The sequence below is a fragment of the Anthropogastromicrobium sp. genome (genome assembly GCF_037349415.1).
Classification (GTDB): domain Bacteria; phylum Bacillota; class Clostridia; order Lachnospirales; family Lachnospiraceae; genus Anthropogastromicrobium; species Anthropogastromicrobium aceti.
This window is the reverse complement of record NZ_JAXWCK010000036.1, coordinates 1-24,779: the sequence shown is the minus strand read 5'-3', so window position 1 is coordinate 24,779 and position 24,779 is coordinate 1. Positions and strand designations below refer to the sequence as shown.

The 24,779-nt window shown below is 41.5% G+C and carries 21 protein-coding genes; 20 read left to right on the top strand and 1 reads right to left on the bottom strand.

Going from position 1 to position 24,779, the window contains the following annotated elements; all coding sequences use genetic code 11:
- Positions 1-207 precede the first annotated feature (207 nt).
- The 7 genes from WJP93_RS08230 (at position 208) to WJP93_RS08200 (ending at position 10,102) form a co-directional block, all read left to right on the top strand.
- On the top strand, positions 208-1,308 hold the full coding sequence (locus WJP93_RS08230) for a glycoside hydrolase family 88 protein (RefSeq protein WP_337547710.1): 1,101 nt from the start codon (positions 208-210) through the stop codon (positions 1,306-1,308).
- Positions 1,309-1,340: 32 nt separating this feature from the next.
- Positions 1,341-3,014, top strand: a complete 1,674-nt coding sequence (locus WJP93_RS08225) for a hypothetical protein (RefSeq protein ID WP_337547709.1) — start codon at positions 1,341-1,343, stop codon at positions 3,012-3,014.
- 156 nt (positions 3,015-3,170) lie between these two features.
- Complete coding sequence (locus WJP93_RS08220; RefSeq protein ID WP_337547708.1) at positions 3,171-4,148, top strand: BadF/BadG/BcrA/BcrD ATPase family protein; 978 nt, start codon at positions 3,171-3,173, stop codon at positions 4,146-4,148.
- A gap of 12 nt (positions 4,149-4,160) precedes the next feature.
- Positions 4,161-6,635: an ATP-dependent DNA helicase gene (locus tag WJP93_RS08215; protein ID WP_337547707.1), complete on the top strand. Its 2,475-nt coding sequence runs from the start codon at positions 4,161-4,163 to the stop codon at positions 6,633-6,635.
- Positions 6,636-6,783: 148 nt separating this feature from the next.
- Positions 6,784-7,356 carry a sigma-70 domain-containing protein gene (locus WJP93_RS08210; RefSeq protein WP_227101570.1) on the top strand — a complete coding sequence of 191 codons (573 nt, stop codon included), beginning with the start codon at positions 6,784-6,786 and terminating at the stop codon, positions 7,354-7,356.
- A 35-nt stretch (positions 7,357-7,391) separates the two neighbouring features.
- Positions 7,392-8,798 carry an ATP-binding protein gene (locus tag WJP93_RS08205; protein WP_227101569.1) on the top strand — a complete coding sequence of 469 codons (1,407 nt, stop codon included), beginning with the start codon at positions 7,392-7,394 and terminating at the stop codon, positions 8,796-8,798.
- A gap of 26 nt (positions 8,799-8,824) precedes the next feature.
- Complete coding sequence (locus WJP93_RS08200) at positions 8,825-10,102, top strand: FtsW/RodA/SpoVE family cell cycle protein (protein ID WP_337547706.1); 1,278 nt, start codon at positions 8,825-8,827, stop codon at positions 10,100-10,102.
- A 60-nt stretch (positions 10,103-10,162) separates the two neighbouring features.
- Here WJP93_RS08200 and WJP93_RS08195 read toward each other — a convergent pair whose 3' ends face one another.
- The gene (locus tag WJP93_RS08195) at positions 10,163-11,191 is read right to left on the bottom strand and encodes a 3-deoxy-7-phosphoheptulonate synthase (RefSeq protein ID WP_227101567.1); all 1,029 of its coding nucleotides are present in this window, start codon (positions 11,189-11,191) and stop codon (positions 10,163-10,165) included.
- A 128-nt stretch (positions 11,192-11,319) separates the two neighbouring features.
- Between WJP93_RS08195 and WJP93_RS08190 the strand changes: the two genes are divergently transcribed.
- The 13 genes from WJP93_RS08190 to tsf all read left to right on the top strand — a co-directional run bounded on the left by WJP93_RS08190 (position 11,320) and on the right by tsf (position 24,671).
- Positions 11,320-11,481, top strand: a complete 162-nt coding sequence (locus WJP93_RS08190; protein WP_227101566.1) for a hypothetical protein — start codon at positions 11,320-11,322, stop codon at positions 11,479-11,481.
- A 135-nt stretch (positions 11,482-11,616) separates the two neighbouring features.
- Complete coding sequence (locus WJP93_RS08185; RefSeq protein ID WP_337547796.1) at positions 11,617-12,738, top strand: D-alanyl-D-alanine carboxypeptidase family protein; 1,122 nt, start codon at positions 11,617-11,619, stop codon at positions 12,736-12,738.
- 44 nt (positions 12,739-12,782) lie between these two features.
- Complete coding sequence (locus WJP93_RS08180; RefSeq protein WP_227101564.1) at positions 12,783-13,664, top strand: metallophosphoesterase; 882 nt, start codon at positions 12,783-12,785, stop codon at positions 13,662-13,664.
- A gap of 57 nt (positions 13,665-13,721) precedes the next feature.
- Positions 13,722-14,507, top strand: a complete 786-nt coding sequence (locus WJP93_RS08175) for a segregation/condensation protein A (protein ID WP_337547705.1) — start codon at positions 13,722-13,724, stop codon at positions 14,505-14,507.
- Between the two features lie 70 nt (positions 14,508-14,577).
- Positions 14,578-15,141: an SMC-Scp complex subunit ScpB gene (scpB, locus tag WJP93_RS08170; protein WP_066562466.1), complete on the top strand. Its 564-nt coding sequence runs from the start codon at positions 14,578-14,580 to the stop codon at positions 15,139-15,141.
- A gap of 71 nt (positions 15,142-15,212) precedes the next feature.
- Positions 15,213-15,836: an RNA polymerase sporulation sigma factor SigK gene (gene sigK / locus WJP93_RS08165; RefSeq protein ID WP_066562464.1), complete on the top strand. Its 624-nt coding sequence runs from the start codon at positions 15,213-15,215 to the stop codon at positions 15,834-15,836.
- A 20-nt stretch (positions 15,837-15,856) separates the two neighbouring features.
- The gene (locus WJP93_RS08160) at positions 15,857-16,789 is read left to right on the top strand and encodes an alpha/beta hydrolase (protein WP_337547703.1); all 933 of its coding nucleotides are present in this window, start codon (positions 15,857-15,859) and stop codon (positions 16,787-16,789) included.
- Positions 16,790-16,948: 159 nt separating this feature from the next.
- Positions 16,949-18,484 (top strand): YifB family Mg chelatase-like AAA ATPase, encoded by a 1,536-nt coding sequence (locus tag WJP93_RS08155; RefSeq protein WP_118612037.1) that lies wholly within the window; start codon positions 16,949-16,951, stop codon positions 18,482-18,484.
- Position 18,485: 1 nt separating this feature from the next.
- On the top strand, positions 18,486-19,580 hold the full coding sequence (gene dprA, locus WJP93_RS08150; protein WP_337547702.1) for a DNA-processing protein DprA: 1,095 nt from the start codon (positions 18,486-18,488) through the stop codon (positions 19,578-19,580).
- A 115-nt stretch (positions 19,581-19,695) separates the two neighbouring features.
- Positions 19,696-21,762 (top strand): type I DNA topoisomerase, encoded by a 2,067-nt coding sequence (topA, locus tag WJP93_RS08145; RefSeq protein WP_337547701.1) that lies wholly within the window; start codon positions 19,696-19,698, stop codon positions 21,760-21,762.
- A gap of 90 nt (positions 21,763-21,852) precedes the next feature.
- Complete coding sequence (gene codY, locus WJP93_RS08140) at positions 21,853-22,653, top strand: GTP-sensing pleiotropic transcriptional regulator CodY (RefSeq protein WP_118612039.1); 801 nt, start codon at positions 21,853-21,855, stop codon at positions 22,651-22,653.
- 176 nt (positions 22,654-22,829) lie between these two features.
- The gene (gene rpsB / locus WJP93_RS08135; protein ID WP_066562452.1) at positions 22,830-23,618 is read left to right on the top strand and encodes a 30S ribosomal protein S2; all 789 of its coding nucleotides are present in this window, start codon (positions 22,830-22,832) and stop codon (positions 23,616-23,618) included.
- A gap of 114 nt (positions 23,619-23,732) precedes the next feature.
- Entirely contained in the window at positions 23,733-24,671 is a 939-nt protein-coding gene (tsf, locus tag WJP93_RS08130) for a translation elongation factor Ts (RefSeq protein WP_337547700.1), read from the top strand.
- Positions 24,672-24,779: the final 108 nt, after the last annotated feature.

The window sequence follows — 24,779 nt, the reverse complement described above, 5'->3', positions numbered from 1 at the left end:
GTATTTATAAAACTGTAACATCAGTATAGCGATTTACAGCAAAATATGCAAGGAATATTGAAAAAGAAAACAAATTTTAAATAGATATTTTGTATGTCATTTTGTATACTGAGTACAAGATGTAACAGTTTATGCATAAAGTGTAACAGTTTACATGGGATATGTAAATATATCCAAGCATAATATAAAAGAAAAGGAGCGGGGACGATGGAGAACGTAACAGCAGCACAGGTAAAGGATGCTTTAGAGCGTGTGATCGCAAGCTTTCAGACTGTATTGTATGAGGATGATGAGCAGTTTTTAGAGAATATGAAGACAAAGAATCTGGAGGGCGATGATATTCGCAGATACCAGCATTGGGAGTGGACGCAGGGTGTTGGTTTATATGGATTCTGGCGTCTTTTTGAAGCGACAAAGAAGCCAGAGTATCTGGACATTTTAAAGCGTTTTTATGAGAAGCAAATGGAGGTTGGTCTTCCTGGAAAGAATATCAATACCGTAACCCCTCTTCTTGCAATGTCTTATTTTGCGGAGTATACTAAAAATGATGAGTATCTGGCAATTTGTGACGAGTGGGCTGAGAGTATTATGCACGATTTTTTGCGCACAGAGGAAGGCGGTCTTCAGCACAAGACTTCTGATACAATGAATAATGGTGAGCTTTGGGATGATACCTTATTTATGACAGTATTGTTTTTAGCTAATATGGGACGTATTCGCGGCAAGAAGGAATATATTGAAGAGGCACAGTATCAGTTCCTTCTTCATGTAAAGTATCTGACAGATAAAAAGACAGGCATGTGGTTCCATGGCTGGACGTTTGATGGTCATCACAATTTTGCAGAGGCACTGTGGGGCAGAGGAAACTGTTGGATTACAATGGCAATTCCGGAATTTCTTGATATGGTAGAGTGCCCGACAGCAGTTCGACGCATTTTAGAGGAGTCCGAGCGTGCTCAGGTCAGTGCACTGATGCGTTTCCAGGATGAATCTGGTATGTGGCATACTTTAGTAGACGATCCGACCTCTTATGTAGAGGCGAGTGCAACATGTGGTTTCGCATATGGTATCCTTCGTGCAGTTGATCTTGGCATTGTTGATAAGTCATGCGCAAATTCTGCAATGAAGGCGCTTGCACCAATTTTAAAATGTGTCAGTGAAGAAGGCAAGGTAGAGCAGGTTTCCTACGGAACACCGATGGGAAGAGAGAGCAAGGATTTCTATAAGCAGATCTCGCTTATTCCTATGCCGTATGGACAGGCACTGGCAATTTTGTTCTTCATGGAAGCATTGAAGCTTTGCAAATAAAAACAGCTAAAATAGCTGGAGGAGTATAAAAAATGAAGCGTTATATTGATTATCTGATTCGCAGCGAGGAACATCGCGTAGATGAAATGCTGTTTTTGCAGATTAAGGATAAGAACGATTTATGTTATGGACTGATGCGAGGCGATGTGATTGAGGCAAAGCCAACGATCTATATGATGGCAACGGCACTGGCATTATATTTAAACAGCAGAAGCCGCTATTATAAGAGCGAGAAGCTGATGGAAGCGCTGCAGCTGGCGGCAGATGGTGTGGCACGTGTTCAGAGAAAAAGCGGCTATATTGATTATCCGTGCTGTAATTTCTTCTCAGCACCAGATACAAGCTTTTGCTATAAAAGATTAAATGATGGCTATCGCCTGATGAAAAAATATCAGGATGTAGCAGATACAACTATTCTTCAGAAAAAGTATCTTGCTATTATGAGAATGGCAGCAGAGGCTATTCGTGATGGTGGATTCCATACACCGAACCATCGCTGGGGTATTTGTGCCGCACTTATGCAGGCAGCCAAACTGTTTGCTGATGATACTGAGTTTGCAAAGAGCCTTATGGACCGTACTGTTTTATACCTTCAGGAAGGCATTGACGGTAATTCAGAGGGTGAGTATGCAGAGCGTTCCACCGGAAATTATAATGCTGTTGTCAACAATGCAATGATGGCAATGTATCAGTGCTCAAAAGATGTGAAGTATTTGGGATATGTAGAGCGCAATTTAAATATGATGATGTACTACATTGAACCAAATGATATGGTCTTTACTCAGAACTCTACACGTCAGGATCAGGGCAAAGAAATTTTTATGGACAAGTATCTGTATCAGTACCTATATTTGCTTGCATACGATGGCACAGATGGTTTTATCAAGCTGACACCAGAGGAGCATGCACGATTTGATGGTGCTGCACATCAGATTATAAAGGGCTGTGCTGAGACTGGACGTCAGGCACCAAATTGTCTTCATCTTTTGATGATTTATGATAAGACACTTGATTATACATTTGAAAATTGTGGTTTCTTAAAGACATACCACAAGCTTTTCAAAGAAGCTGGTGTACTTCGTGTGAAGAAAGAAAATTATTCCTACACTGTTATGAAGAATCGAAGCGCCTTTTTGTACTTTAACGTAAATGGTTTAGAAGCATTTTTAAAGATTGGCGAAAGCTACTGTGAGATTCGTAATTTTGTCCCAGATGAGATGGATGTACAGGAAGGAAAGACTGTTCTTTCACACACAGCAAGAGGCTGGTATTATCTGCCATGGAAGGAAAAGCAAAATACAAGCGACTGGTGGCAGATGGATCACAAAAAGCGTGATCTTATGATTACAAGTGATCTTCACACTCAGGTAGTCATCACAGAGTTAGCAGATGGTCTTGAAATCAGCGTAGATACAGACGGGTTAGAGCGTTTGCCGCTTCGTATGGAGCTTTGTGTGCCATCACAAACGACATTAGAGAATGATCATTTCTGCATGGAGACAGTGGCTGGAAAGTCAATGGTTCTGTCAGATGATTATGTAACAATGACAAAGGGACTTACAAGCATCGAGTTTGGACCAGGTGCATGCGAGCATCATTTTAAGGGACATTATTCAGGTGAAGAAGTAAATACTGATGGATATACAATCTACTGCAATACATATACGCCGACAAAGAGAGTTTACACTCTGAAGGTAAAACAATAAATGTAAATACAAATAAAAATACCCGGCTTTTACAGGCCGGGTATCTTTATTTGTAAAAGTATGATATAATACATTGCAGTTAATATCCCTGGTAAGGGAAGATCAGTACAATATATATATAGAAGCAATACAATTTTAGAAAGGCAGGATACATATATGAAGTTTTATGCAGGATTAGATGTCGGAGGAACATCAGGAAGAGTAAAGTTTTCGACAGAAGATAAGACTCTGATTGGGGAATATTTAGGTGAGGGCTGTGCATTTAATACAGAAGGATATGAGATTGGAAGAGAGAAGTATCGTAAACTGATGGATGCAGCTCTTTCAAAGTATGAACTAAAAAGTTCTGATTGTCTTGGCATATGCATTGCGGCAAGCGGTATTGACTCTAAGGAGCAGGAAATGCAGATGAGAAGCATCTTTGAGGAGATGGGCTTTGCAAAGGAGCGTATTTTGGCTGTAAATGACTGTGAACTCTTTTTATATTTGTCTAAAGGACCTGTGCTTGTCACGATTTCTGGAACAGGTTCTATTTGTTATGGAAGAAATGAGGCAGGAGAAGTTTTTCGCACCGGCGGATGGAATCATGTATTGAGTGATGAAGGAAGTGCATATGATATAGGTCTTCAGACATTTAAAGCGTATGCAGATTGGCTGGATGGAAGGATCAATTGTCCAATTCTTGCAAAGAAGATTGCAAATGCGACAGGTGTTAAAACATTGGAGCAGGCTGACGTTTATGTAAATGATCATTTGCTTGATAAGAGTCCTGTCGGAGGGTTGGCTGTTTTATGCGCACAGGCGGCAGAGGAAGGTGATCTGGTAGCAAAAACAATTATAAAGGAGTGTGCGGCTAAGATTTTTGCGATTGTATGGGATACATGCTGTAAGATGGAAGGAAAGCCAGATAATCGTATTAAACGTGAGCTTGATGAAGCCTTTTTTGCAAATCAAGAGGCAAAAGCTTTGCAGGCAGATTTATGGATGTGGGGAAGTGTCAATGTAAAGAATACATTTTTCCGCGAGCAAATTATCAATATGGCTAAAAAGAAGCTTCCGAATGTAACAGTAAAAATTCCAGAAAAGACTGCGCTTGATATTGCACTTGGCGCAGCGCAGGAGCACTTTGCATAAAGGAAAAGATCAATGCATAAGCTGATTGAAAATCAAGTGCGGATTTCAGTGCGAAATCTGGTAGAATTTATTCTTAGAAGCGGTGATATTGATAATCGCCATTCCACAAAAGCACAGTATGATGCGATGCAGATAGGAAGTCGTCTGCATCGCAAAATACAAGGTTCGATGCCGGGTACATATAAGGCAGAGGTTTCTCTAAAGCATACAGCACATTACAGGGATGTTGAGATTTTACTTGAAGGAAGAGCTGATGGCATTATTACACCAGATGAAAAATCAGTAGAGGGAGAACAAGCCAATTTACTTTATCAGACACAAACAGATGAGAATGTATCAGCAGAGATTTCTTTTATCATTGATGAGATTAAAGTTATCCGGCAGGATATGGAAAAGTTAGATAGTGCAGCACAAGTTCATGTAGCACAGGCGCTTTGCTATGCCTATATGTATGCAAAAGTACTGAATACAAAAGCAGCAGGTGTTACAGAAGAAAACGAGGAGAAAAAAAGAATTTGTATTGGCATACAAATCACATATTGCCATCCAGAAACTGAAGAAATCAAGCGTTTCCTAAAAGTATATACTTTTAAAGAAATCAAAGAAGAATTTGATCGTTATATAAGTGAATATGGAAAATGGGCGCAGTTTTTGTATGAGCATCGTCTGGAAAGAAATGCTTCTATACAAAAACTGTCTTTCCCTTATCCATATCGTGCTGGACAAAAACGTCTTGTTGCGGCAGCATACCGCACGATGATAAATGGAGAACAGCTTTTTATTCAGGCACCGACAGGGATCGGAAAGACACTTTCGACTGTATTTCCAGCTGTATGGGCAGTTGGAGAGGAGTACGCTGATAAGATTTTTTATCTGACAGCAAAGACGATAACGCGCACAGCGGCAGTATCAGCGTTTGATATTTTGCAAGAAAATGGTCTTAAAATGTCATACATTGCTCTGACATCAAAAGAAAAAATCTGTCCGAACACAGTTATGGAGTGTAATCCCGTGCAATGCCAATATGCCAAAGGTCATTTTGATCGTGTAAATGAGGCAGCATTTGATTTGATTCATGATTGTGAGCAGATTACAAGAGAAAAATTAGCTGCCTGCGCAAAGAAATATAAGGTTTGCCCATTTGAGTTATCACTAGATGTCAGCTATTGGGTAGATGCCATAATTTGCGATTATAATTATGTTTTTGATCCTCATGTGCGTCTGCAGCGTTATTTTGCAGACGGTGAAAGAGGCGAGTACATATTTTTAGTAGATGAGGCTCACAATTTGGTGGAGCGTGCAAGAGAGATGTACAGTGCTAAACTTGAAAAAGAAGAATTTCTTGCCGCGAAAAAATATTATGAACCATTTAAGTCAGTTGTAAAACAGATAAATAGCTGCAATCGCAAACTCCTTGAATTAAAAAGAGAGTGTGATGTATGGAAGGTTCTTCCAGAGGGTGAAGGAATTGGATCATTTGTCATGGCATTAGAGCGACTATATGAAGCGTTAAACCGATTGAGTGAAACACATCCAGAATGGATAGCTCCAAAAGAAGCAAGTGAGTTTTTCTTTCATGTAAGAGATTTCCTGGAAGTATATGAACAGCTTAATGAGCATTACGAGGTATATATGGAACATACATCGCAGGGAACCTTTCAGATAAATCTTCTGTGTGTAAATCCGGCCGAGCGTTTGCAGGAATGCTGCACACAAGGAATTTCAACGATATTCTTTTCAGCAACACTTTTGCCAATTCGTTATTACAAGGAGCTTCTTGGACAAGGTGAAGAATCAAAGGCAATCTATGCTGCGTCTCCTTTTGACCCGAAAAATCGCCTCATTGTAACAGCAGCAGATGTATCATCAAAATATACAAGAAGAACAGCATTGGAATATACTCGTATAGGCCAGTATATTAAGGCAATAACAAATAGCAGGCGTGGAAATTATCTTGTCTTTTTTCCATCATACACATTTCGCGATGAAGTTGAAGCTTGTATGGAAAAAGAAGAAAATGTACGCTATATTCGCCAGGAAAGCAGCATGACAGAAGCGCAGAGAGAAGAATTTCTTGATGCATTTAGAGAACAGGACACACCGACTGTCGGTTTTTGCGTTATGGGAGGCATTTTTTCCGAGGGAATTGACTTGCAAAACGAAGCTGTAATTGGTGTTATTATTGTAGGAACGGGATTGCCGCAGACAGGGTCACGTCAGGAAATTCTAAAAAGTCACTATGAAAAAGAAGGAAAAAATGGTTTCCTATTTGCGTATCTTTATCCTGGAATGAATAAAGTATTGCAGGCAGCAGGACGTTTAATCCGCACAAGCAAAGATTATGGTGTTATAGCCCTGTTAGATGAGCGCTTTTTGCAGGGATCGTATCGAAGTCAGTTTCCGCCGGATTGGACAGATATGAACATTGTACAACTTTCGAATTGTACAGCGCTGTTAGAACAGTTTTGGGCAGATATTGAGCAATAGTTTTTGTTTTCTGGTAATTGCAGGGTTGCGTTAAGTGGTAATATCCGCTATAATAAAGACGATTTGCAGCAGGGCTAATACTGATGCATAAAGCATAAAATGAAGGCAGATTTAACGGAGAAATAGTAGAAAGGCAGTCAATTAAATTATGGAAAACCAGTTTTATCAGATGTATCTGGATGAGTTAAGTGAAATTCCAGAGTGTACAAATGAGGAGATGGAAGCATTGTTAAATAGTCTTCCAAACGAGGAGGCAGTGAAGCGTCTGACAGAGGGCAGCCTTGCCTATGTCGTGCGTGAGGCAGCGAAGTATGCAGGAAATGATGTTGAAATATCAGATCTTGTTCAGGAAGGAAACATGGCACTTTTGCTTGTATTAAAAAACTATGCGTCGCATCCAGTTGTAGGTGATGATGCAGTTTCCTATTTTAATCAGCTTCGTGAGCGCGCAGTTCATATGGCAATGGAAGCAGTTACAGAAGAGCAAAAACAAAGTGAGCAGACAGCAGAAAAATTAACAGCTTCTGTTAATGTTTTAAATGTAGTTATGACAAAGCTTGCAGAAGAGCTTGGACGCGAGCCTAACCTTTCTGAAATCGCAGCAAAGATGCAGATGAGCGAGGATGAGGTACAGGCTGTTATGAAGGAAGCCATCAATGCTGTTGCTGTTGACAGGAGTGAGGCAGCACAAAAGGAAGATGAAGCACTAGAAAATCAGTAAGTAAGAAAAATATAGTGGAAAAGAGGCACTTCTATATGAAACGGGCGATTGTAAAGCGGTTTATTGTTGTACTGATTGTGGCGATGGCAATAAGCAGTATTGTCATCAGTATGTCATATTATCGTCTGGCAAGTCATCGCGTCATGGAAGATATGAAGCCAGTACTGCTTTTGTTAGATGCCACAATTGACTGGGAGAGCAGCGATCTGGAAAAACAGATTGTTGAAATCAGCAGTCAGATGAATAATGATTATAGAATTACAATTATTGATAATGATGGAAGTGTTTTGGCTGATTCTGAAACTGGAAATCCAGAGACGATGGAAAATCACAAAAACAGAAAGGAAGTCAAGGAGGCTTTTCAAAACGGCTTTGGAACAAAGGTGCGCAATTCCAGCACAATCAAAGGAAGCATGATGTATGCGGCATATTGTTCACCTACGCAGCATAAGGTCATTCGTATTTCTATCCATCACGATGTGATTACAGATCTGATGAAAATGATGGTACCGTCTATTGCGATTAGCCTTTTGCTGGCATTATCAGTTGCCGGTGTGCTGACTAATAAATTTGCCGCCTCCGTCACTAAGCCAATTCTTGAAATCTCACACAAGCTTGAGGGTATCTATGATGAGAAAATTGATTTTAATTTTCCTCATTACCAGTATGATGAATTAAATATCATTGCGCGCACAACAACTGACATGTCAAAAAGCGTGCAGGATTACATACGAAAGCTTGAAAAAGAAAAGACGATTCGTCAGGAATTTTTCAGCAATGCTTCTCATGAATTAAAAACACCGCTTACAGCAATACGCGGCTATGCCGAGCTTCTTCAAAGTGGTATGGCATCAGATACACAGATGCAAAAAGAGTTTTTAGGACGCATTCACTCAGAGGTGGAGGAAATGACAAGCCTGATCAATGACATATTGATGATTTCCCGATTAGAGACCAAGGAGTTAATGCCGACTAAGGAAATGCTATGTGTCAAGAGTGTGGCAGAAGAGGTAAAAAAAACACTTAAGCCGTTAGCAGATGAGAATAATGTTTCGCTTGAAATCCATTGCTGTGATGAGTTTGTTTATATGGATCGCAGCCATCTTCAGGGAATATTGTCTAATCTTATGGGAAATGCAGTTAAATATAACAGACCAGGCGGCTTTGTCCAAACCGATATCACAATGGACAGCACAAGTCTTTCAATTCGTGTGGAAGACAGTGGTATAGGTATTGCAAAGGAGGATCAGAAGCGTATCTTTGAGCGTTTTTATCGTGTAGATAAAGGACGCAGCAAGCGAGTTGCTGGTACAGGACTTGGTCTTTCTATTGTAAAACATGTAACAGAATTTTATGGCGGCTGTGTTAGTGTAGAGAGTCAGTCAGGTGTGGGAAGTACATTTCTTGTTCAGCTTCCGGCTGCATCTTTAGTTCAAAAATAAGAACAAGAATGAAAGGTTAATATTATATGAAAAAAAAGAAAGCGCCTCTTGTACGTCGTATGAAGGAGTTTGTGAAAACAAGCGTTGTATGGGGACCGCTTGATCATAATCTGTTTTTTACGATTATTTTCTTAAATGTATACGGAATTATTATGGTATACAGTGCCAGCTATAACAATTCGATTACAAAGAATTATAGCTATTTTATGAATAATCAGCTTAAAAATGTAATATTTGGATTTGCTATAATGATTGTTGCGTCATATGTTAATTATCACCGTATTGTGCGACTGGGCTGGGGCTGGTTTTGGCTTTTGGCTGCAGTGGCCATTATTGCGGCACTAAAGACACCACTAGCTCACAGTGAGCTTGGTGCAACAAGATGGATAAAACTTGGTCCTGTAAGCTTTCAGGCAGCGGAGCCAATAAAGGCAGCCATAATTATTTTCTTCGCTTATTATGTGAGTTATTGGGGATTAAACAGGTGGTATAACCAGGTGCTTGCGTGCCTGCTTGCCATTGCGCTTTTGGGCTTTTTATTTTTCTTCTCAAATAATTTAAGCACGGTTATCGTTTTGTTTTGTATTTGTGCCGTTATAATTTTATCAAGTGTAAAAAAGCCGGATCTTTACTGGTATTTCCTGATTGGTCTTGCATTAATTATCATAGCAGCAATTGGTGTTACTGTTTATCTTTTGATGCATCAGGGCGCAGAAAACTTTAGATTTGTGCGTATACGTGCATGGCTTCATCCAGAGGAGTATGCAGCAGACGAAGGTCTTCAGGCGATGCAGGCGCGCTATGCAATTGGCGCAGGCGGTTTCTGGGGCAAGGGTCTTGGACAGAGCCTTATTAAATTCAAGCTGTCGTATTCTTACAATGACTTTATTCTGGCAATTATCTGCGAAGAGCTTGGCGTGTTTGGTGTTATCGTGATGATGACATTATTTGGCTATTTGCTGTATCGTATTTACAAGATTGCGCAGAATGCATGGGATATTGAAGGAAAAGTATTGGCAATAGGTGTGTTTACGCAGATCGCACTCCAGCTATTGATAAATGTGATGGTTGTTACGAGTGTAATTCCGACAACAGGTGTTACACTTCCATTTTTCAGTGCGGGTGGTACATCTGTTGTTTTCCTGCTTGCAGAGCTTGGAATGGTATTAAATGTGGACAAGTATGCAAAGGAACGCAGATTCTTTGAGGAAGCAGAACGCCATGTTGCTCAGATGGAACAGCGAGGCGGTATCGGAGTAGCAGGATGGAGACGTCGTCTTGATTCGGCAAGAACGCGCAGATAAAAATTTATTTCCAATAAAAAAAGTGCCGGGCGGTCAAACGCTGGCACTTTTTTGTATGTATTATACGCGCTCTGCAATAGTGTAGATCAGCTGCTCGGAGCTGTCCCAATCAAGACATGGATCAGTGATTGATTTGCCATAAATATGCTCACCAATCTTTTGGCTGCCGGCTTCGATGTAGCTTTCAATCATTACGCCCTTTACAAGATTTTCAATTTCCTTAGAGTGAGTACGGCTGTGCATAACTTCTTTTACGATACGGATCTGCTCCATATGTCTTTTTCCAGAGTTAGAGTGATTAGCATCAACAACACATGCCGGATTAAGCAGATTTCTTTCCTGATACATTTCGTACAGACGATAAAGATCTTCATAGTGATAGTTCGGGATTGTTTTTCCATATTTATCAACAGCACCGCGCAAAATAGTATGAGTTAATGGATTTCCATCTGTCTGAACTTCCCAGCCGCGGAAGATAAAGTCATGTCCATGCTGTGCAGCAACAACGGAGTTTAACATAACAGATAAATCACCGCTTGTCGGGTTCTTCATACCGGCAGGAATGTCAATTCCGCTTACTGTCAGACGATGTTGCTGATTTTCAACAGAACGGGCACCGACAGCAACATATGAAAGAATATCTGACAGGTAACGCCAGTTTTCTGGATACAGCATCTCATCGGCAGCAGTCAGACCAGTCTCAGCAACAGCACGCATGTGCATATGACGTATTGCAAGTATTCCGGCTAACATATCCGGTTTTTTCTCAGGGTCTGGCTGGTGAACCATGCCCTTATAGCCTTCACCAGTAGTACGCGGCTTGTTTGTGTAGATACGCGGAATCAGAATCAGCTTGTCAGAAACCTTCTCCTGAACGCGTGCCAGTCGGTGAACATAATCTAAAACTGCATCTTCGTTATCAGCAGAGCAAGGACCGATAATGACAAGAAATTTGTCACTCTCACCGGTAAATACCTTGCGGATCATCTCATCACGTTCCTTTTTTACCTGTATAATCGCGTCAGATACCGGGTACTGTTCACGAATTTCGGCAGGTGTAGGAAGCTTTTTCACAAAATTAAAACTCATAGTAATTCCTCTTTTCTCATCTAGTAAAGACACTCACAATTATAAATAGGAAGATTTGGAATGTCAAGTGTAAAGATTATCGTTTCAGGTATACTATAAAAGTGTAAATGTTTGAAAGGAGATCTTCTATGTGGCTGATTGTTTTTATGATAATTATCATTGCGGCTGTGATTGTCTGTTTTTCACTTGCAGCAGCGGCAAAAAATGCAGAAATGATTTCGCAGCTGTGGCTTGAAAAGCAGCGCATAAAACAGGAAATTTTATGCACGAACAAAACAAAAGAAGAATAGAAAATGTAAAAATCAAGGTATACTTTTGACTCAATTTGAATTAAAATGATAGTGAACATCCTGTGGGAGCAAACAGTGAAAAAACGAATTTGGATCGCTTTTTTATGCCTTATTATTTTTGGCACTACATTTGGCTTGCCGCAGCCTTCCTGTGCAGATGAGACGACAGGTGGGATTTTGCTTACCTGTCCATCTGCAATTTTGATGGAAGCCTCTACAAAAAGCGTTATATACGAGAAAGCACCCGATGAAAGAAGAAGCCCTGCGAGCATAACAAAGATCATGACGGCAATTTTGATTTTTGATGCTATTGAAGCGGGAAAGATTTCCCTTGAGGATGAGGTTGTTACGAGTGCCTATGCAAAATCAATGGGAGGCTCTCAAGTCTATCTGGAAGAAGGAGAAAAGCAGACAGTTGACACACTTATCAAATGCATTATGGTTTCTAGTGGAAATGATGCAAGCGTTGCAATGGCAGAGTACATAGCAGGAAGCGAGTCGAGTTTTGTTCAGATGATGAATGAGCGTGCTGCCTCTCTTGGAATGGAAAATACGCATTTCGAGGACTGCTGTGGGTTAACTGATTCAGACAATCATTATACAACAGCACGTGATATCGCACTTATGGCGCAGGAACTGATAACACGTTATCCTCAGATTAAATCATATACGACGATCTGGATGGAAAATATTACCCATGTAACAATGCAGGGAAGCAAGGAATTTGGACTTGCCAATACCAATAAGCTTTTAAAGCAGTACCCATATACGACAGGTTTAAAAACAGGTTCAACAAATAAAGCAAAGTATTGTGTATGTGCGACAGCAAATAAGGATGGTGTTGAGTTAATAGCTGTTATCATGGGCTGTCCAAACTATAAAGATCGCTTCACTGAGGCACAGTCACTGCTCCAATTTGGCTATACAACATGTAAGCTGTATCAGGATGAAAATCCTCCCGAACTTATGCCTATACTAGTAAAGGGAGGAATAGATAAACAGGTTCCGGCTGTATATAAGGAAAAATTTTCATGGCTGTTTGTGTCAGGTGAAGATTTTTCAAATATGGAAAAGATGCTCACAACAAATGAGCTTACAGCACCAATTGAAAAGGGAGAGCAGATCGGTACGGTAACGTACCGGCTGAATGGAAAAGAGCTTGGCAGCATTGGCATTTACGCAGGAGAGTCTGTCCGTGAGGCAAAATTTTTCGATTATCTGCTTAATATTGTGCTGCAGTGGATGGCAGTTATTTAAATAAATCCGCCGCAATTTGATTAAAAGAACGAAAGGAAATATAAATGAACAAATGGATTATGGCAGGCACAGCAGCTGCATTTACGGGTGCAGCTGCGTTTGCCCGCTCAGAATATGAACGAACTCATCTCGACATTGTGCACTATGACATTAAAACAGATAAGCTTGGTTTGGAATGGAATGGCTTTAAGGCTGTTTTTCTTTCTGATCTGCATGATAATAGCTTTGGCATGGAGAATGAAGAGCTGCTTGCGGCAATTGAAAAAGAACAGCCTGATATTGTTGTAATTGGCGGTGATATGCTTGTAGTAAAGGAGTGGGCTGCACCTCATTTTGATATGCTTGCAAATTTGTATAGAAAACTTGTTAAGCGATATCCTGTGTATTACGCATTTGGCAATCATGAGCAGCGCATGAAAGAAGAACCGCTTACGTATCCTGGCTGGTGGCAGAGCTACTGGAAAGTGCTTAAAGATAGTGGTATGCATGTTCTTGTTAATAAAAGTGAAGAGATCATAAAAAATGGTACCGCGATGCGTATAAGCGGCATCACGCTGCCGCGGGAGTGCTATCGAAAAGGGCGTATTCCGTCATTATCAGCCGGGTATATAGATAAGAAAATTGGAAAAGCTTCAGACAAAAACTTTGAACTACTGCTTGCTCACACACCAACCTTTGCAAAGACATATGCCGATTGGGGTGCCGATTTGGTACTTAGTGGCCATTTTCATGGAGGTACCATTAGAATCCCTGGTCTTGGCGGAGTGATGACACCGCAGCTGCAGTTTTTCTCACCTCTTGCAAGAGGAAATGTGACACAGAAAAATACAAATATCATAGTCAGCGGAGGTTTAGGCACGCACAGTATAAATGTGCGCCTTAACAATTTGCCGCAGCTCGTTGTTTTAACATGGAAAACTCATTGAATTTCATTGTATAGTATGCTATACTGATGTTGTCTAACTATAGAAAAGGAGTGTCGGATGTTATCATACAAACTGGAAAAATTTGAGGGGCCGCTTGATCTGCTCCTTCATTTGATTGAAAAAAATAAAGTCAGCATATACGATATTCCGATTTTTGAAATTACAAATCAGTATATGGAGTATGTCAATGCCATGGAGGAAGAGGATCTTGATATTGTCAGCGAGTTTCTTGTCATGACAGCGACGCTTCTGGATATCAAGTCCAGACTTCTGCTTCCTGCTGAGAAGGATGAAAATGGCGACGAGATTGACCCAAGAGAAGAATTAGTGACTCGTCTTGTTGAATATAAAACATACAAAAGTTTAGGTGAGCAGTTAAAAAGCAGACAGCTTTTGGCGTCACGCCTGCTTTACAAGGATCCCACAATCCCAGATGAAGTGTCAAAATATGAGCCTCCTGTTAATGTGCAGGATATGTTAAGTAAAGTTACATTAGAGCGTCTTCAGGAAATTTATCGTATGGTGACGCGCCGTCAGGTGGACAAGATTGATCCTGTGAGAAGCAAATTTGGCAATATTGAAAAGGATCCGGTGCGCTTGTCGCAAAAGTTGGCACTTGTTTATGAATATGCTCAGCAAAAGAAGCATTTTTCATTTCGAGGGTTGCTTCAAAAGCAGTATACAAAGGCAGATGTGGTTGTTACGTTTCTCGCTTGTCTTGAGTTAATCAAGATTGGACGCCTTACTGTTAAGCAGGATGGAACATTTAGGGATATTCATCTTGACTGGAATGAGGAATGTACCACGACGATCACAAGAGAAGATATGGAGCAGTATGATTAACTGCTTATACAAATGAATAAAGATGGCAGCTGACAGGCATGTGCCAGATAGAAACAGGAGTAACAGCATTATGGAAAAACGCGACTATTATCCCATTTTGGAAAGTATTTTATTCACAATGGGAAAAAGCGTAGAAATCAAAACGTTAGCAGAGGCACTTAAGCTTACACAAGAAGAAATAAAACAGATATTACAGGATATGGCAAAGGAGTACAGTGAAAAGCAAAGAGGCATTCAGCTTGTCTTTTTGGAAGATAGTGTTCAGCTTTGCACAAAGCCGCAGTATTATGAGTATTTGATTCGCATTGCATCAAGACCGCAAAAGCAGGTTTTAAGTGATTCAGTGCTTGAAACGCTCTCTATTGTGGCGTACAAGCAGCCTGTCACAAGAGGTGAAATTGAGCGTATCCGAGGTGTGAAGTCAGACCATGCAATCGCAAAGCTTATGGATTATGATCTGATTGAAGAAATTGGAAGACTTGATGCGCCAGGACGTCCTGTATTATTTGCTACGACAGAAGAGTTCTTACGCTGCTTTGGTGTGTCATCTGTAGCAGAACTGCCTCAGGCAGCACCGGAGCAGATCATGGAATTTAAAGAAGAGGCTGAAAGTGAGATTCCGGTAACTGTATAAGCAAGGTAAAAAAGCACGAAATAATGAGTCACTGCATATGATATAGAAAGGTGCATAGCGGGGGATTTTGCTTGGAGACGTTCAAGAAACCTCTTACGGCGGCACAGGAAAAGGAGTATCTTAGACAGATGAATCAGGGATCATCTGAGGCGAGGACTCTTTTGATTGAGCATAATATGCGTCTAGTGGCTCATATTATCAAAAAATATGCATTTACAGATAAGGAGACGGATGATCTGTTGTCAATCGGAACGATTGGTCTTATAAAGGCGGTCAACACTTTTGATGTTTCAAGGGGAAACCGATTGTCGAGCTATGCGGCAAAATGTATTGACAATGAGATACTGATGCTGCTGCGTGCAGAAAAAAAGATGAGCCGTGAAGTCAGCTTATATGAACCAATAGGAACGGATAAGGAAGGAAATGAGATTCATCTTTTTGATGTGATTGAATCTGGTGAATGTGATGCCTCGGAGCATTACTGCAAAAAGGAGGATATATGTCGTCTGCACAGGGGAATCCAGACGGTGCTTCTTCCTAAAGAAAAGCGAGTAGTGGTTCTTCGCTATGGACTTTTCGGACATCTCGTTCACACACAAAAAGAGGTGGGAAGTGTGCTTGGTATTTCAAGATCGTATGTTAGCCGCATTGAAAAGAGTGCACTTGAGAAGTTAAGAAGCTTTTTGATGATGTAAAACACAGAAAGGCACGGAAAATGAAAGAAAAGTATATTGATTCAAGCAGCAGAAGAGATCGTCTGCATTTGTATATCTGGATGCCAAAAGACCAACCAAAGCCAGGTCTTATCGTTCAGATGACACATGGTATGGTGGAACATATGGGGCGTTATGAGGAGCTGGCACAATACTTGAATGCGCACGGTATCGGCGCAATTGGCCATGATACGCTTGGTCATGGAAAAAGTGCGCTGACTAGCTCACAGTTTGGCTTTTTTGCCAAGAAAAATGGAGATCGCTGTCTTGTTACAGATGTTGCACGTGTGACAGCTTACATTAGAAAGCAGTATCCAGATAGTCATATTGTATTGCTTGGCCACAGCATGGGATCATTTGTATCCAGACAGTATATTACACAGTATGGCTCTAAGATTGATGGTGCAATTTTAATGGGAACAGGAGATCCAGGAAAGCTAAAGGTAGCGTTTGGTCTTGCAGTGGCGGGCTTTACACGTGTGCTTCGCGGTGATTTTTACAGGAGTGATCTTATTAATTATCTGATGTTAGACAGTAACGATCACTATTTTTTTGAAAAGGAATGCACAAGCTGGTTAAGCAGCAATCAAGATGAGGTGGATCGTTATCACGGTGATGAATATTGCGGCTTTCAGTTTACTGTAAGTGCATATCTTGATTTCTTCCGAATTTTGATGAAACTTGCTCAAAATAAAGGAACAACAAAAATTCCAAAGAGACTGCCAATTCTTCTTTTGTCAGGCAGGGATGATGCAATAGGCGAATTTGGAAAGGGAGTGACGCGCGTGTATGACCGTTATAAAAAGGCGGGGATACATGATGTTTCAATGAAGCTCTATCCGGGAATGCGTCATGAGCTTCTTCATGAGACAGAAAGAAAACAGGTTCAGGAGGATATTCTTTCTTGGCTCGAAGAACACTTCGAACAGGAGTGATTATACACAAAAGAAAAATATAGTTTTGCGCATTTACATAAAATGACAAACCAAAGCTAAGGTACCTTAAGAGAAGACAATCTGTCAAAATATGGCAGGTTGTCTTTGTGCGTTCAAAAACAAAAAAATTATTTAAAATGAACAGGAAAGGGTAAAGCAATGGTTGCAAAAGTGTATACGGGAACCACAAATGGAATCGAGGGTATTCTTGTGTGTGTGGAGGCAGATATCAGCGATGGACTTCCAATGTTTGATATGGTAGGCTATCTTGGGGCAGAGGTGAAGGAGGCAAGAGAACGAGTGCGAACAGCACTTAAAAATTCAGGCTTTCGACTGCCGCCAAGCCATATCACGGTCAATCTTTCACCTGCCGATTTAAGAAAGCAGGGCAACTATTTTGATCTGCCTATTGCGCTTTCAGTGCTTGCTGCTGCAGGCTTTGTGCGCATGGACGAATTGGAAAATAAAATATTTATTGGAGAGTTGGGTCTTGACGGGAAAATACGTCCTGTAAACGGCACGCTTGTACTGGCAGAATGCGGACAGAAGGCAGGGATAAAAAAGGCAGTTGTGCCGAAGGAAAATGCGAAGGAAGCTGCCTGTCTGCAGGAGACAGTTGTTTACGGGACGAAAACGTTAAAGGAAATTGTGGAACTGTTAAATAATCCAGATCGGCTTGAAGAAAACAGACAGGCAGTTCTTTACGAGACTTCTGACAAAGAAGACGATTCGCTTGACTATGATGAGCTTTATGGACAAGAACGCATGAAGCGTGCAGCGATGGTGGCATCAGCAGGTTTTCATAACCTTTTATATATTGGACAACCAGGTTCTGGTAAGAGCATGAGTGCAAAAAGAATACCTACAATTATGCCCGAAATGACATATAAAGAGCAGCTTGAGGTGACAAAAATTTATAGTGTGGCGGGGCTTCTTGACTACAAGGAGGGACTTATAAAAAAGCGTCCGTTTCGAAGTCCGCACCACACAATTTCGGCGACTGCACTTGCTGGAGGAGGGCGATTTCCAAAGCCAGGAGAGATCAGCCTGGCACACCATGGAGTATTGTTTTTAGACGAGCTGGCAGAGTTTAAGCGTGATACACTAGAAATTATGAGGCAGCCGCTAGAAGATGGAAAGGTCACAATAAGCCGTGTCAATGGAAGCTGCAGTTATCCGGCAGAATTTATGCTAGTTGCAGCGATGAATCCGTGTCCATGCGGTTACTTTCCAGATAGAAGCCGCTGCCGATGCAGTGTGGGTGAGATCAGACGTTATAGAGATCGTATTTCGCGTCCGATGCTTGATCGTATTGATATTTGCACTGAAGCCTTTGCAGTAAAATTTGATGATTTGTCAAAGGCAAAAAAGGGAGCGGATTCGTCGTCTATGCGTGCACGTGTCACAGAGGCAATTAATCGTCAGCGCATGCGCTATAAGGATGAGGGAATATTATTTAATTCTCAGCTTAAGGGATCAAGACTTTCAAAATATTGTAATCTTGACCAGCAAAAAGAAGAACTTCTTCGTCAGGCATTTGAGTCAATGGGTCTTAGTGTTCGTGCAAGAGATCGGATTTTGCGCGTCTCAAGAACAATTGCCGATCTTGAGGGAAGTGAGCAGATTAAAGAAGCACATTTGGCAGAGGCGATAAGCTATCGGAGTATTGATCGAAAATATTGGGGGGATATGTAAAATGGAGCGAAAAAAAGCATATTACTGGTGTACATGCCTTCAGATGATTACACCTATTAAGGTGCGCCGTTTAATTGAGGAGGCTGGCGGTCCGAGTGAGGTTTTTGGACAAAGCGATGAGAAGCTTGTTCAAATGGGATTTACTGCAAGGGAGCAAAGAATTTATCATGAAGCCTGCGCAATGGAAAAAACAATAGAGGCGGAATACGAAAAGCTTTCACAGTCAGGAATTCGTTTTGTTACAATAGAGGATGAAGAGTATCCGGTACTTTTAAAGGAAGTGGCAGACCGTCCGATTGGGCTTTTTGTGAAGGGGAATCTTCCAAAGTCTGATTTTCCTAAAATTGCAATTGTCGGAGCGCGTGCGTGCAGCAGCTATGGGAAGGAGTGTGCAGAGGAAATCGCAAGAGAGCTGTCAGCGGCAGGTGCACAGATCGTAAGCGGGATGGCATATGGCATTGACTGCTGCAGCCAAAAGGCAGCGCTTGAGGCAGGCAGTTCATATGCAGTGCTAGGCGGTGGCGTTGATATATGTTATCCACGGGAAAATATTGGATTGTATGAAAAGCTAATACGTCAAGGCGGCGTGATTTCTGAGATGCGTCCGAAAACACGCAGTATTCCCGTTCTTTTTCCGCGCAGAAACAGAATTATAAGCGGCATTTGTGATGCTGTCATAATTATAGAGGCACGAAAAAAGAGCGGTTCTTTGATTACGGCAGAATTTGCGGGTGAGCAGGGCAGAAGTGTATATGCAGTGCCAGGTTCAATATTTTCAGATCTTAGTGAAGGCTGTCATGAGCTGATTAGAAATGGTGCTGTACTGTTGTCATCACCACAGGAGATACTTGCAGATTTTAAGTTAGAAGCTGCAGCAAGAAAAATGCATAGACAAAAGATGCCTTTGACAGAAATTGAACAGGATGTGTATCGCTTTATCGAAAGAGAACCTGTTCATATGGAAAATCTTTTGCAAAAAACAGGATATCCGGCTGGAACTTTATGCAGTGCATTATTTCAGATGGAGCTAAAAGGTTATATCAGCGAAGAAGCAGGTGGCTGCTATAAAAGAACATTTAATGTGTCAGATTCGTAAAATTTATATGAAATAAAATAAAAAGGGCTAAAAAGGACTTGCAATCCGTAAAATAAGAGTGTATAGTGATTTCCGATTGAAAAAATGTACGCATGGTACATTGCTGGAGGAAAGCATGGCGAAGTATCTTGTTATCGTAGAGTCACCTGCGAAGGTTAACACTATAAAAAAATTCTTAGGAGCTAACTATCAGGTTATGGCTTCTAATGGGCATGTAAGGGATCTGCCCAAGAGTCAGTTAGGGTTCGATGTTGAAAATGATTACGAACCAAAGTATATTACAATCCGCGGAAAAGGGGATATTTTGGCGAAGCTTCGTAAGGAAGCAAAAAAGGCTGAAAAGATTTATCTAGCAACGGACCCTGACCGCGAGGGAGAGGCAATCTCATGGCATCTGTCGAAGGCATTGAAGCTGGAAGATGACCAGATTAAAAGAATCACTTTTAATGAGATTACAAAAAATGCAGTAAAGGCATCTTTAAAGGAGCCGCGTGCGATTAATATGAATCTGGTTGATGCACAGCAGACAAGACGTATCTTAGACCGTATGGTTGGATATGAGATCAGTCCTGTACTTTGGGCAAAGGTAAAAAGAGGTCTTAGTGCAGGAAGAGTCCAGTCTGTTGCACTTAGACTTATCTGTGACAGAGAGGCAGCAATCGAGGCATTTATTCCAAAGGAATATTGGAGTTTAGATGTTTTGCTTGACGTGCCAGGTTCTAAAAAGCCATTAAAGGCACAATTTTACGGAAAAGATTCCAAAAAGCTTACAATTGAAAATGAAACTCAGCTAAATGAAATTGTAAAGGCAGTGGAGAGCGACAAATTTGTTGTAAAGGAATTGGCGCATAAAGAAAGAAAAAAGAAGGCACCAATGCCATTTACTACAAGTACGCTGCAGCAGGAAGCTGCAAATCAGCTGAATTTTTCAACACAAAAAACGATGCGTATCGCACAGCAGCTGTACGAGGGTGTTTCAATTGAGGGTGAAGGTACTATAGGTTTAATTACGTATCTGAGAACTGATTCCACACGTATCGCAGCAGAGGCTGATACAGCAGCAAGAGCATATATTGAAAAAACGTATGGCGAAAAATATTTGACGCAGGCAAAAAAAGAAGAGGCTGCCAAAGGTCATATTCAGGATGCGCATGAAGGTATTCGTCCTACAGATATCACAAGGGAGCCAGTTCGCGTAAAGGAATCTCTTTCACGCGATCAGTTCCGTTTGTACCAGCTGATTTGGAGACGATTTACTGCAAGCCGAATGGCAGATGCCGTTTATATGATGAATCATGTACAGCTTGAATCAGGCGGATATGAGTTTTCAGCAGTAAGTTCAAAGCTTTCATTTGACGGCTTTATGAGTATTTATAATGACGGTGAAGAAAAAGCGGCGAGCGCACCAGCTGTTGATCATCTTAGTGAGGGCATGGAGCTTTCTGTGAGTGAAAAAGAGACGCAGCAGCATTTTACACAGCCTCCGGCTCACTTTACAGAGGCAACACTTGTTCGTATGCTTGAGGAAAAGGGAATAGGACGTCCTTCTACTTATGCACCGACAATTACTACCATTCTTGCACGTCACTACATCACAAAGGAAAAGAAAAATCTGTATGTGACGGAGCTTGGTCAGGTCGTAAACAACATTATGATGAAATCCTTCCCAATCATTGTAGATGCTGAGTTTACAGCCAATATGGAGTCTTTGCTTGATATGGTTGGCGAGGGCATGGTTGAGTGGAAGAGCATTGTTAGAAACTTCTATCCAGATCTTCATGAGGCAGTAGAAGCTGCAAACAGAGAGCTTGAGAGCGTTAAGATCGAGGATCAGCTGTCAGATGAATTTTGTGAGCTGTGCGGAAGACAGATGGTTATTAAGTATGGTCCTCATGGAAAGTTTTTGGCGTGTCCGGGATTTCCTGACTGTCGAAATACAAAGCCATATCTTGAAAAGATTGGCGTAGCCTGCCCGAAATGCGGCAAAGATCTTGTCATCCGAAAGACGAAAAAGGGTCGTGTGTACTATGGCTGTGAGGGTGCACCAGATTGCGATTTTATGTCATGGAATCGTCCGACTGGACATAACTGCCCGAAATGTGGCTCTTATATGATCAAAAAGGGAAACAGAGAGTGCTGTTCTGACGCTGCGTGCGGCTATATTGCAAAGTCGGAGGAATAAATCTGACAAAACTGCGAAATATTCTTGTAAAATTATTCATTTTGTGATATGATACTGTACAAAGAATAAATTGCATTGGAGGAACCCAATATGAGCGTGCAGTTGCTAGATAAAACAAGAAAAATCAACAAACTTTTGCATAACAACAATACCAGCAAAGTTGTCTTTAATGATATCTGTGAGGTATTAAGTGAGATTCTGGAATCCAATATTCTGGTACTCAGCAAGAAGGGTAAGGTTTTAGGTTTCAGTGTCTGGAAGGATGTGGATGTAATTAATGAGCTGATGGAAAACAACATCGGATCATTTGCGGATCATATGCTCAACGAGCGTCTGTTAAGCGTACTTTCCACAAAAGAGAATGTCAATTTGGCTACACTTGGATTCTCTCAGGAAAACGGTGAGAAATACCAGGCAATTGTAACACCAATAGAAATCGCAGGTGAGAGACTTGGTACACTGTTTATCTACAGAGAGCACACAGGATACGGCATTGATGATATCATCTTAAGTGAGTATGGCACCACTGTAGTAGGACTGGAGATGCTTCGTTCTGTAAACGAAGAGAGCGCAGAAGAAAATAGAAAGAAGCAGATCGTAAAATCTGCTATCAGTACACTTAGCTACTCTGAGTTAGAGGCAATTGTTCACATTTTCCGTGAACTCGACGGAAACGAAGGTGTTCTTGTTGCAAGCAAGATTGCAGACCGCATCGGAATTACACGTTCTGTAATTGTAAATGCACTGCGTAAGTTTGAGAGTGCCGGTGTTATCGAGTCCAGATCATCCGGTATGAAGGGAACTTACATCAAGGTTCTTAATGATGTTGTATTTGATGAGTTGGCTAAGGTTAAGGTTAGCGCAGAGAATACATCAGGTACGAATGCATAAAAACGAAAAAAAATAGAAGAAAAAACAAAAAAAGCCTTGCAATTGTATTTTTTCCATGATATGATTGTAGGGCTTAAAAATTTAAAAAACACGTATGCGGTTGGCAGGTTTGGTGCTGCGCAAGCAGTTGCCTGTACGTATGGCATACGGAAGACAAACCAAAGGAGAGTAAAAACATGAGCGTTATTTCTATGAAGCAGCTGCTTGAAGCTGGTGTTCATTTTGGACATCAGACCAGAAGATGGAACCCTAAGATGGCTCCATACATCTATACCGAGAGAAACGGTATCTACATCATCGACCTGCAGAAGTCTGTAGGCAAGGTTGACGAAGCTTACAAGGCTATCTTCGACATTGCTGCAGAGGGCGGAAACATCCTTTTCGTAGGAACCAAGAAGCAGGCACAGGATGCAGTAGCAACTGAGGCACAGAGATGTGGTATGTATTATGTAAACCAGAGATGGCTTGGTGGTATGCTTACCAACTTCAAGACCATCCAGAGCAGAATCGCTCGTCTTCGTCAGATCGAGACCATGTCTGAGGACGGTACTTTTGATGTACTGCCAAAGAAGGAAGTTATCGAGCTGAAGAAGGAGTGGGAGAAGCTTGAGAAGAACCTTGGCGGTATCAAGGATATGCCAGGTATCCCGGATGCAATCTTCGTAGTTGATCCTAAGAAGGAAAAGATCTGTGTTCAGGAAGCTCACACTCTGGGTATTCCGCTGATCGGTATCGCTGATACCAACTGTGATCCAGAAGAGCTGGATTATGTAATTCCGGGTAACGATGATGCTATCAGAGCTGTAAAGCTGATCGCTTCTAAGATGGCAGATGCTGTTATCGAGGCTAAGCAGGGCGAGGCTGAGGAAGTTGATGAGGTTGCAGAGGCTGGCGAGGAGATGCTGGCAGCTGACACTACTGATGCAGCAGCTGATATCGAGACCGTAGTAGCTGACGCTGAGTAATCAAGTCGGAAATAGCGATTCAGGGGCGGCGGACTGCGGCTTCTGAATCGTTATTGTTTTTATTAACTAAGTTAAGTATCAATACTGTACACAACTATTTGGAGGAAGATTAAGATGGCTATTACAGCAAGTATGGTAAAAGAGCTGCGTGAGATGACCGGCGCAGGAATGATGGATTGCAAGAAGGCACTGACTGCAACAGAAGGTGATATGGACAAGGCTGTAGATTTCCTGCGTGAGAAGGGATTAGCTGGTGCTCAGAAGAAGGCTGGACGTATTGCAGCTGAGGGTATTGTTGCTACTTGCATCTCTGAGGATGAGAAGCATGCAGTTGTAGTTGAGGTTAACGCTGAGACTGACTTCGTTGCAAAGAATGAGAAGTTCCAGACCTACGTTGCAGAGGTTGCTGCTCAGGCAGTTAATACTCAGGCAGAGGATATCGAAGGATTCATGGCTGAGAAGTGGGCATTAGATCCATCCATGACCGTTAAGGAGAAGCTGTCTTCCATGATTTCTATCATCGGTGAGAACATGAACATCCGTCGTTTTGCAAAGGTTAGCGAGGAGAACGGTATCGTTGTTTCCTACATCCATGCAGGCGGAAAGATCGGCGTTTTAGTAGACGTTGAGACTGACGTTGTTAACGATGCAATTAAGGAAATGGCAAAGAACGTTGCTATGCAGGCAGCAGCATTAAAGCCACAGTACACCACCAGAGCAGAGGTTGACGCTGATTACATCTCCAGAGAGAAGGAGATCCTGTTAGCTCAGATCATGAACGATCCGAAGGAGTCCCAGAAGCCACAGAAGGTTATCGATGGCATGATCAACGGACGTATCAACAAGGAGCTTAAGGAGATCTGTCTGATGGATCAGACCTACGTAAAGGCTGAGGATGGAAAGCAGAGCGTAAGCGCATACGTAGCTCAGGTAGCTAAGGAGAACAACGCAAAGGTTGCTGTTAAGAAGTTCGTTCGTTTCGAGACCGGTGAAGGTATGCAGAAGAAGGAAGAGGATTTCGCAGCAGAAGTTGCTAAGCAGATGGGAAACTAATCTGATTTTTAAAGATACAAAATAAGAATATCAACCCCCTTGAGAATGTGATATTTTGGTATGCTCCCCGTCAAGAGGACAATAAAAAATAATAAATTTTTGTATCGT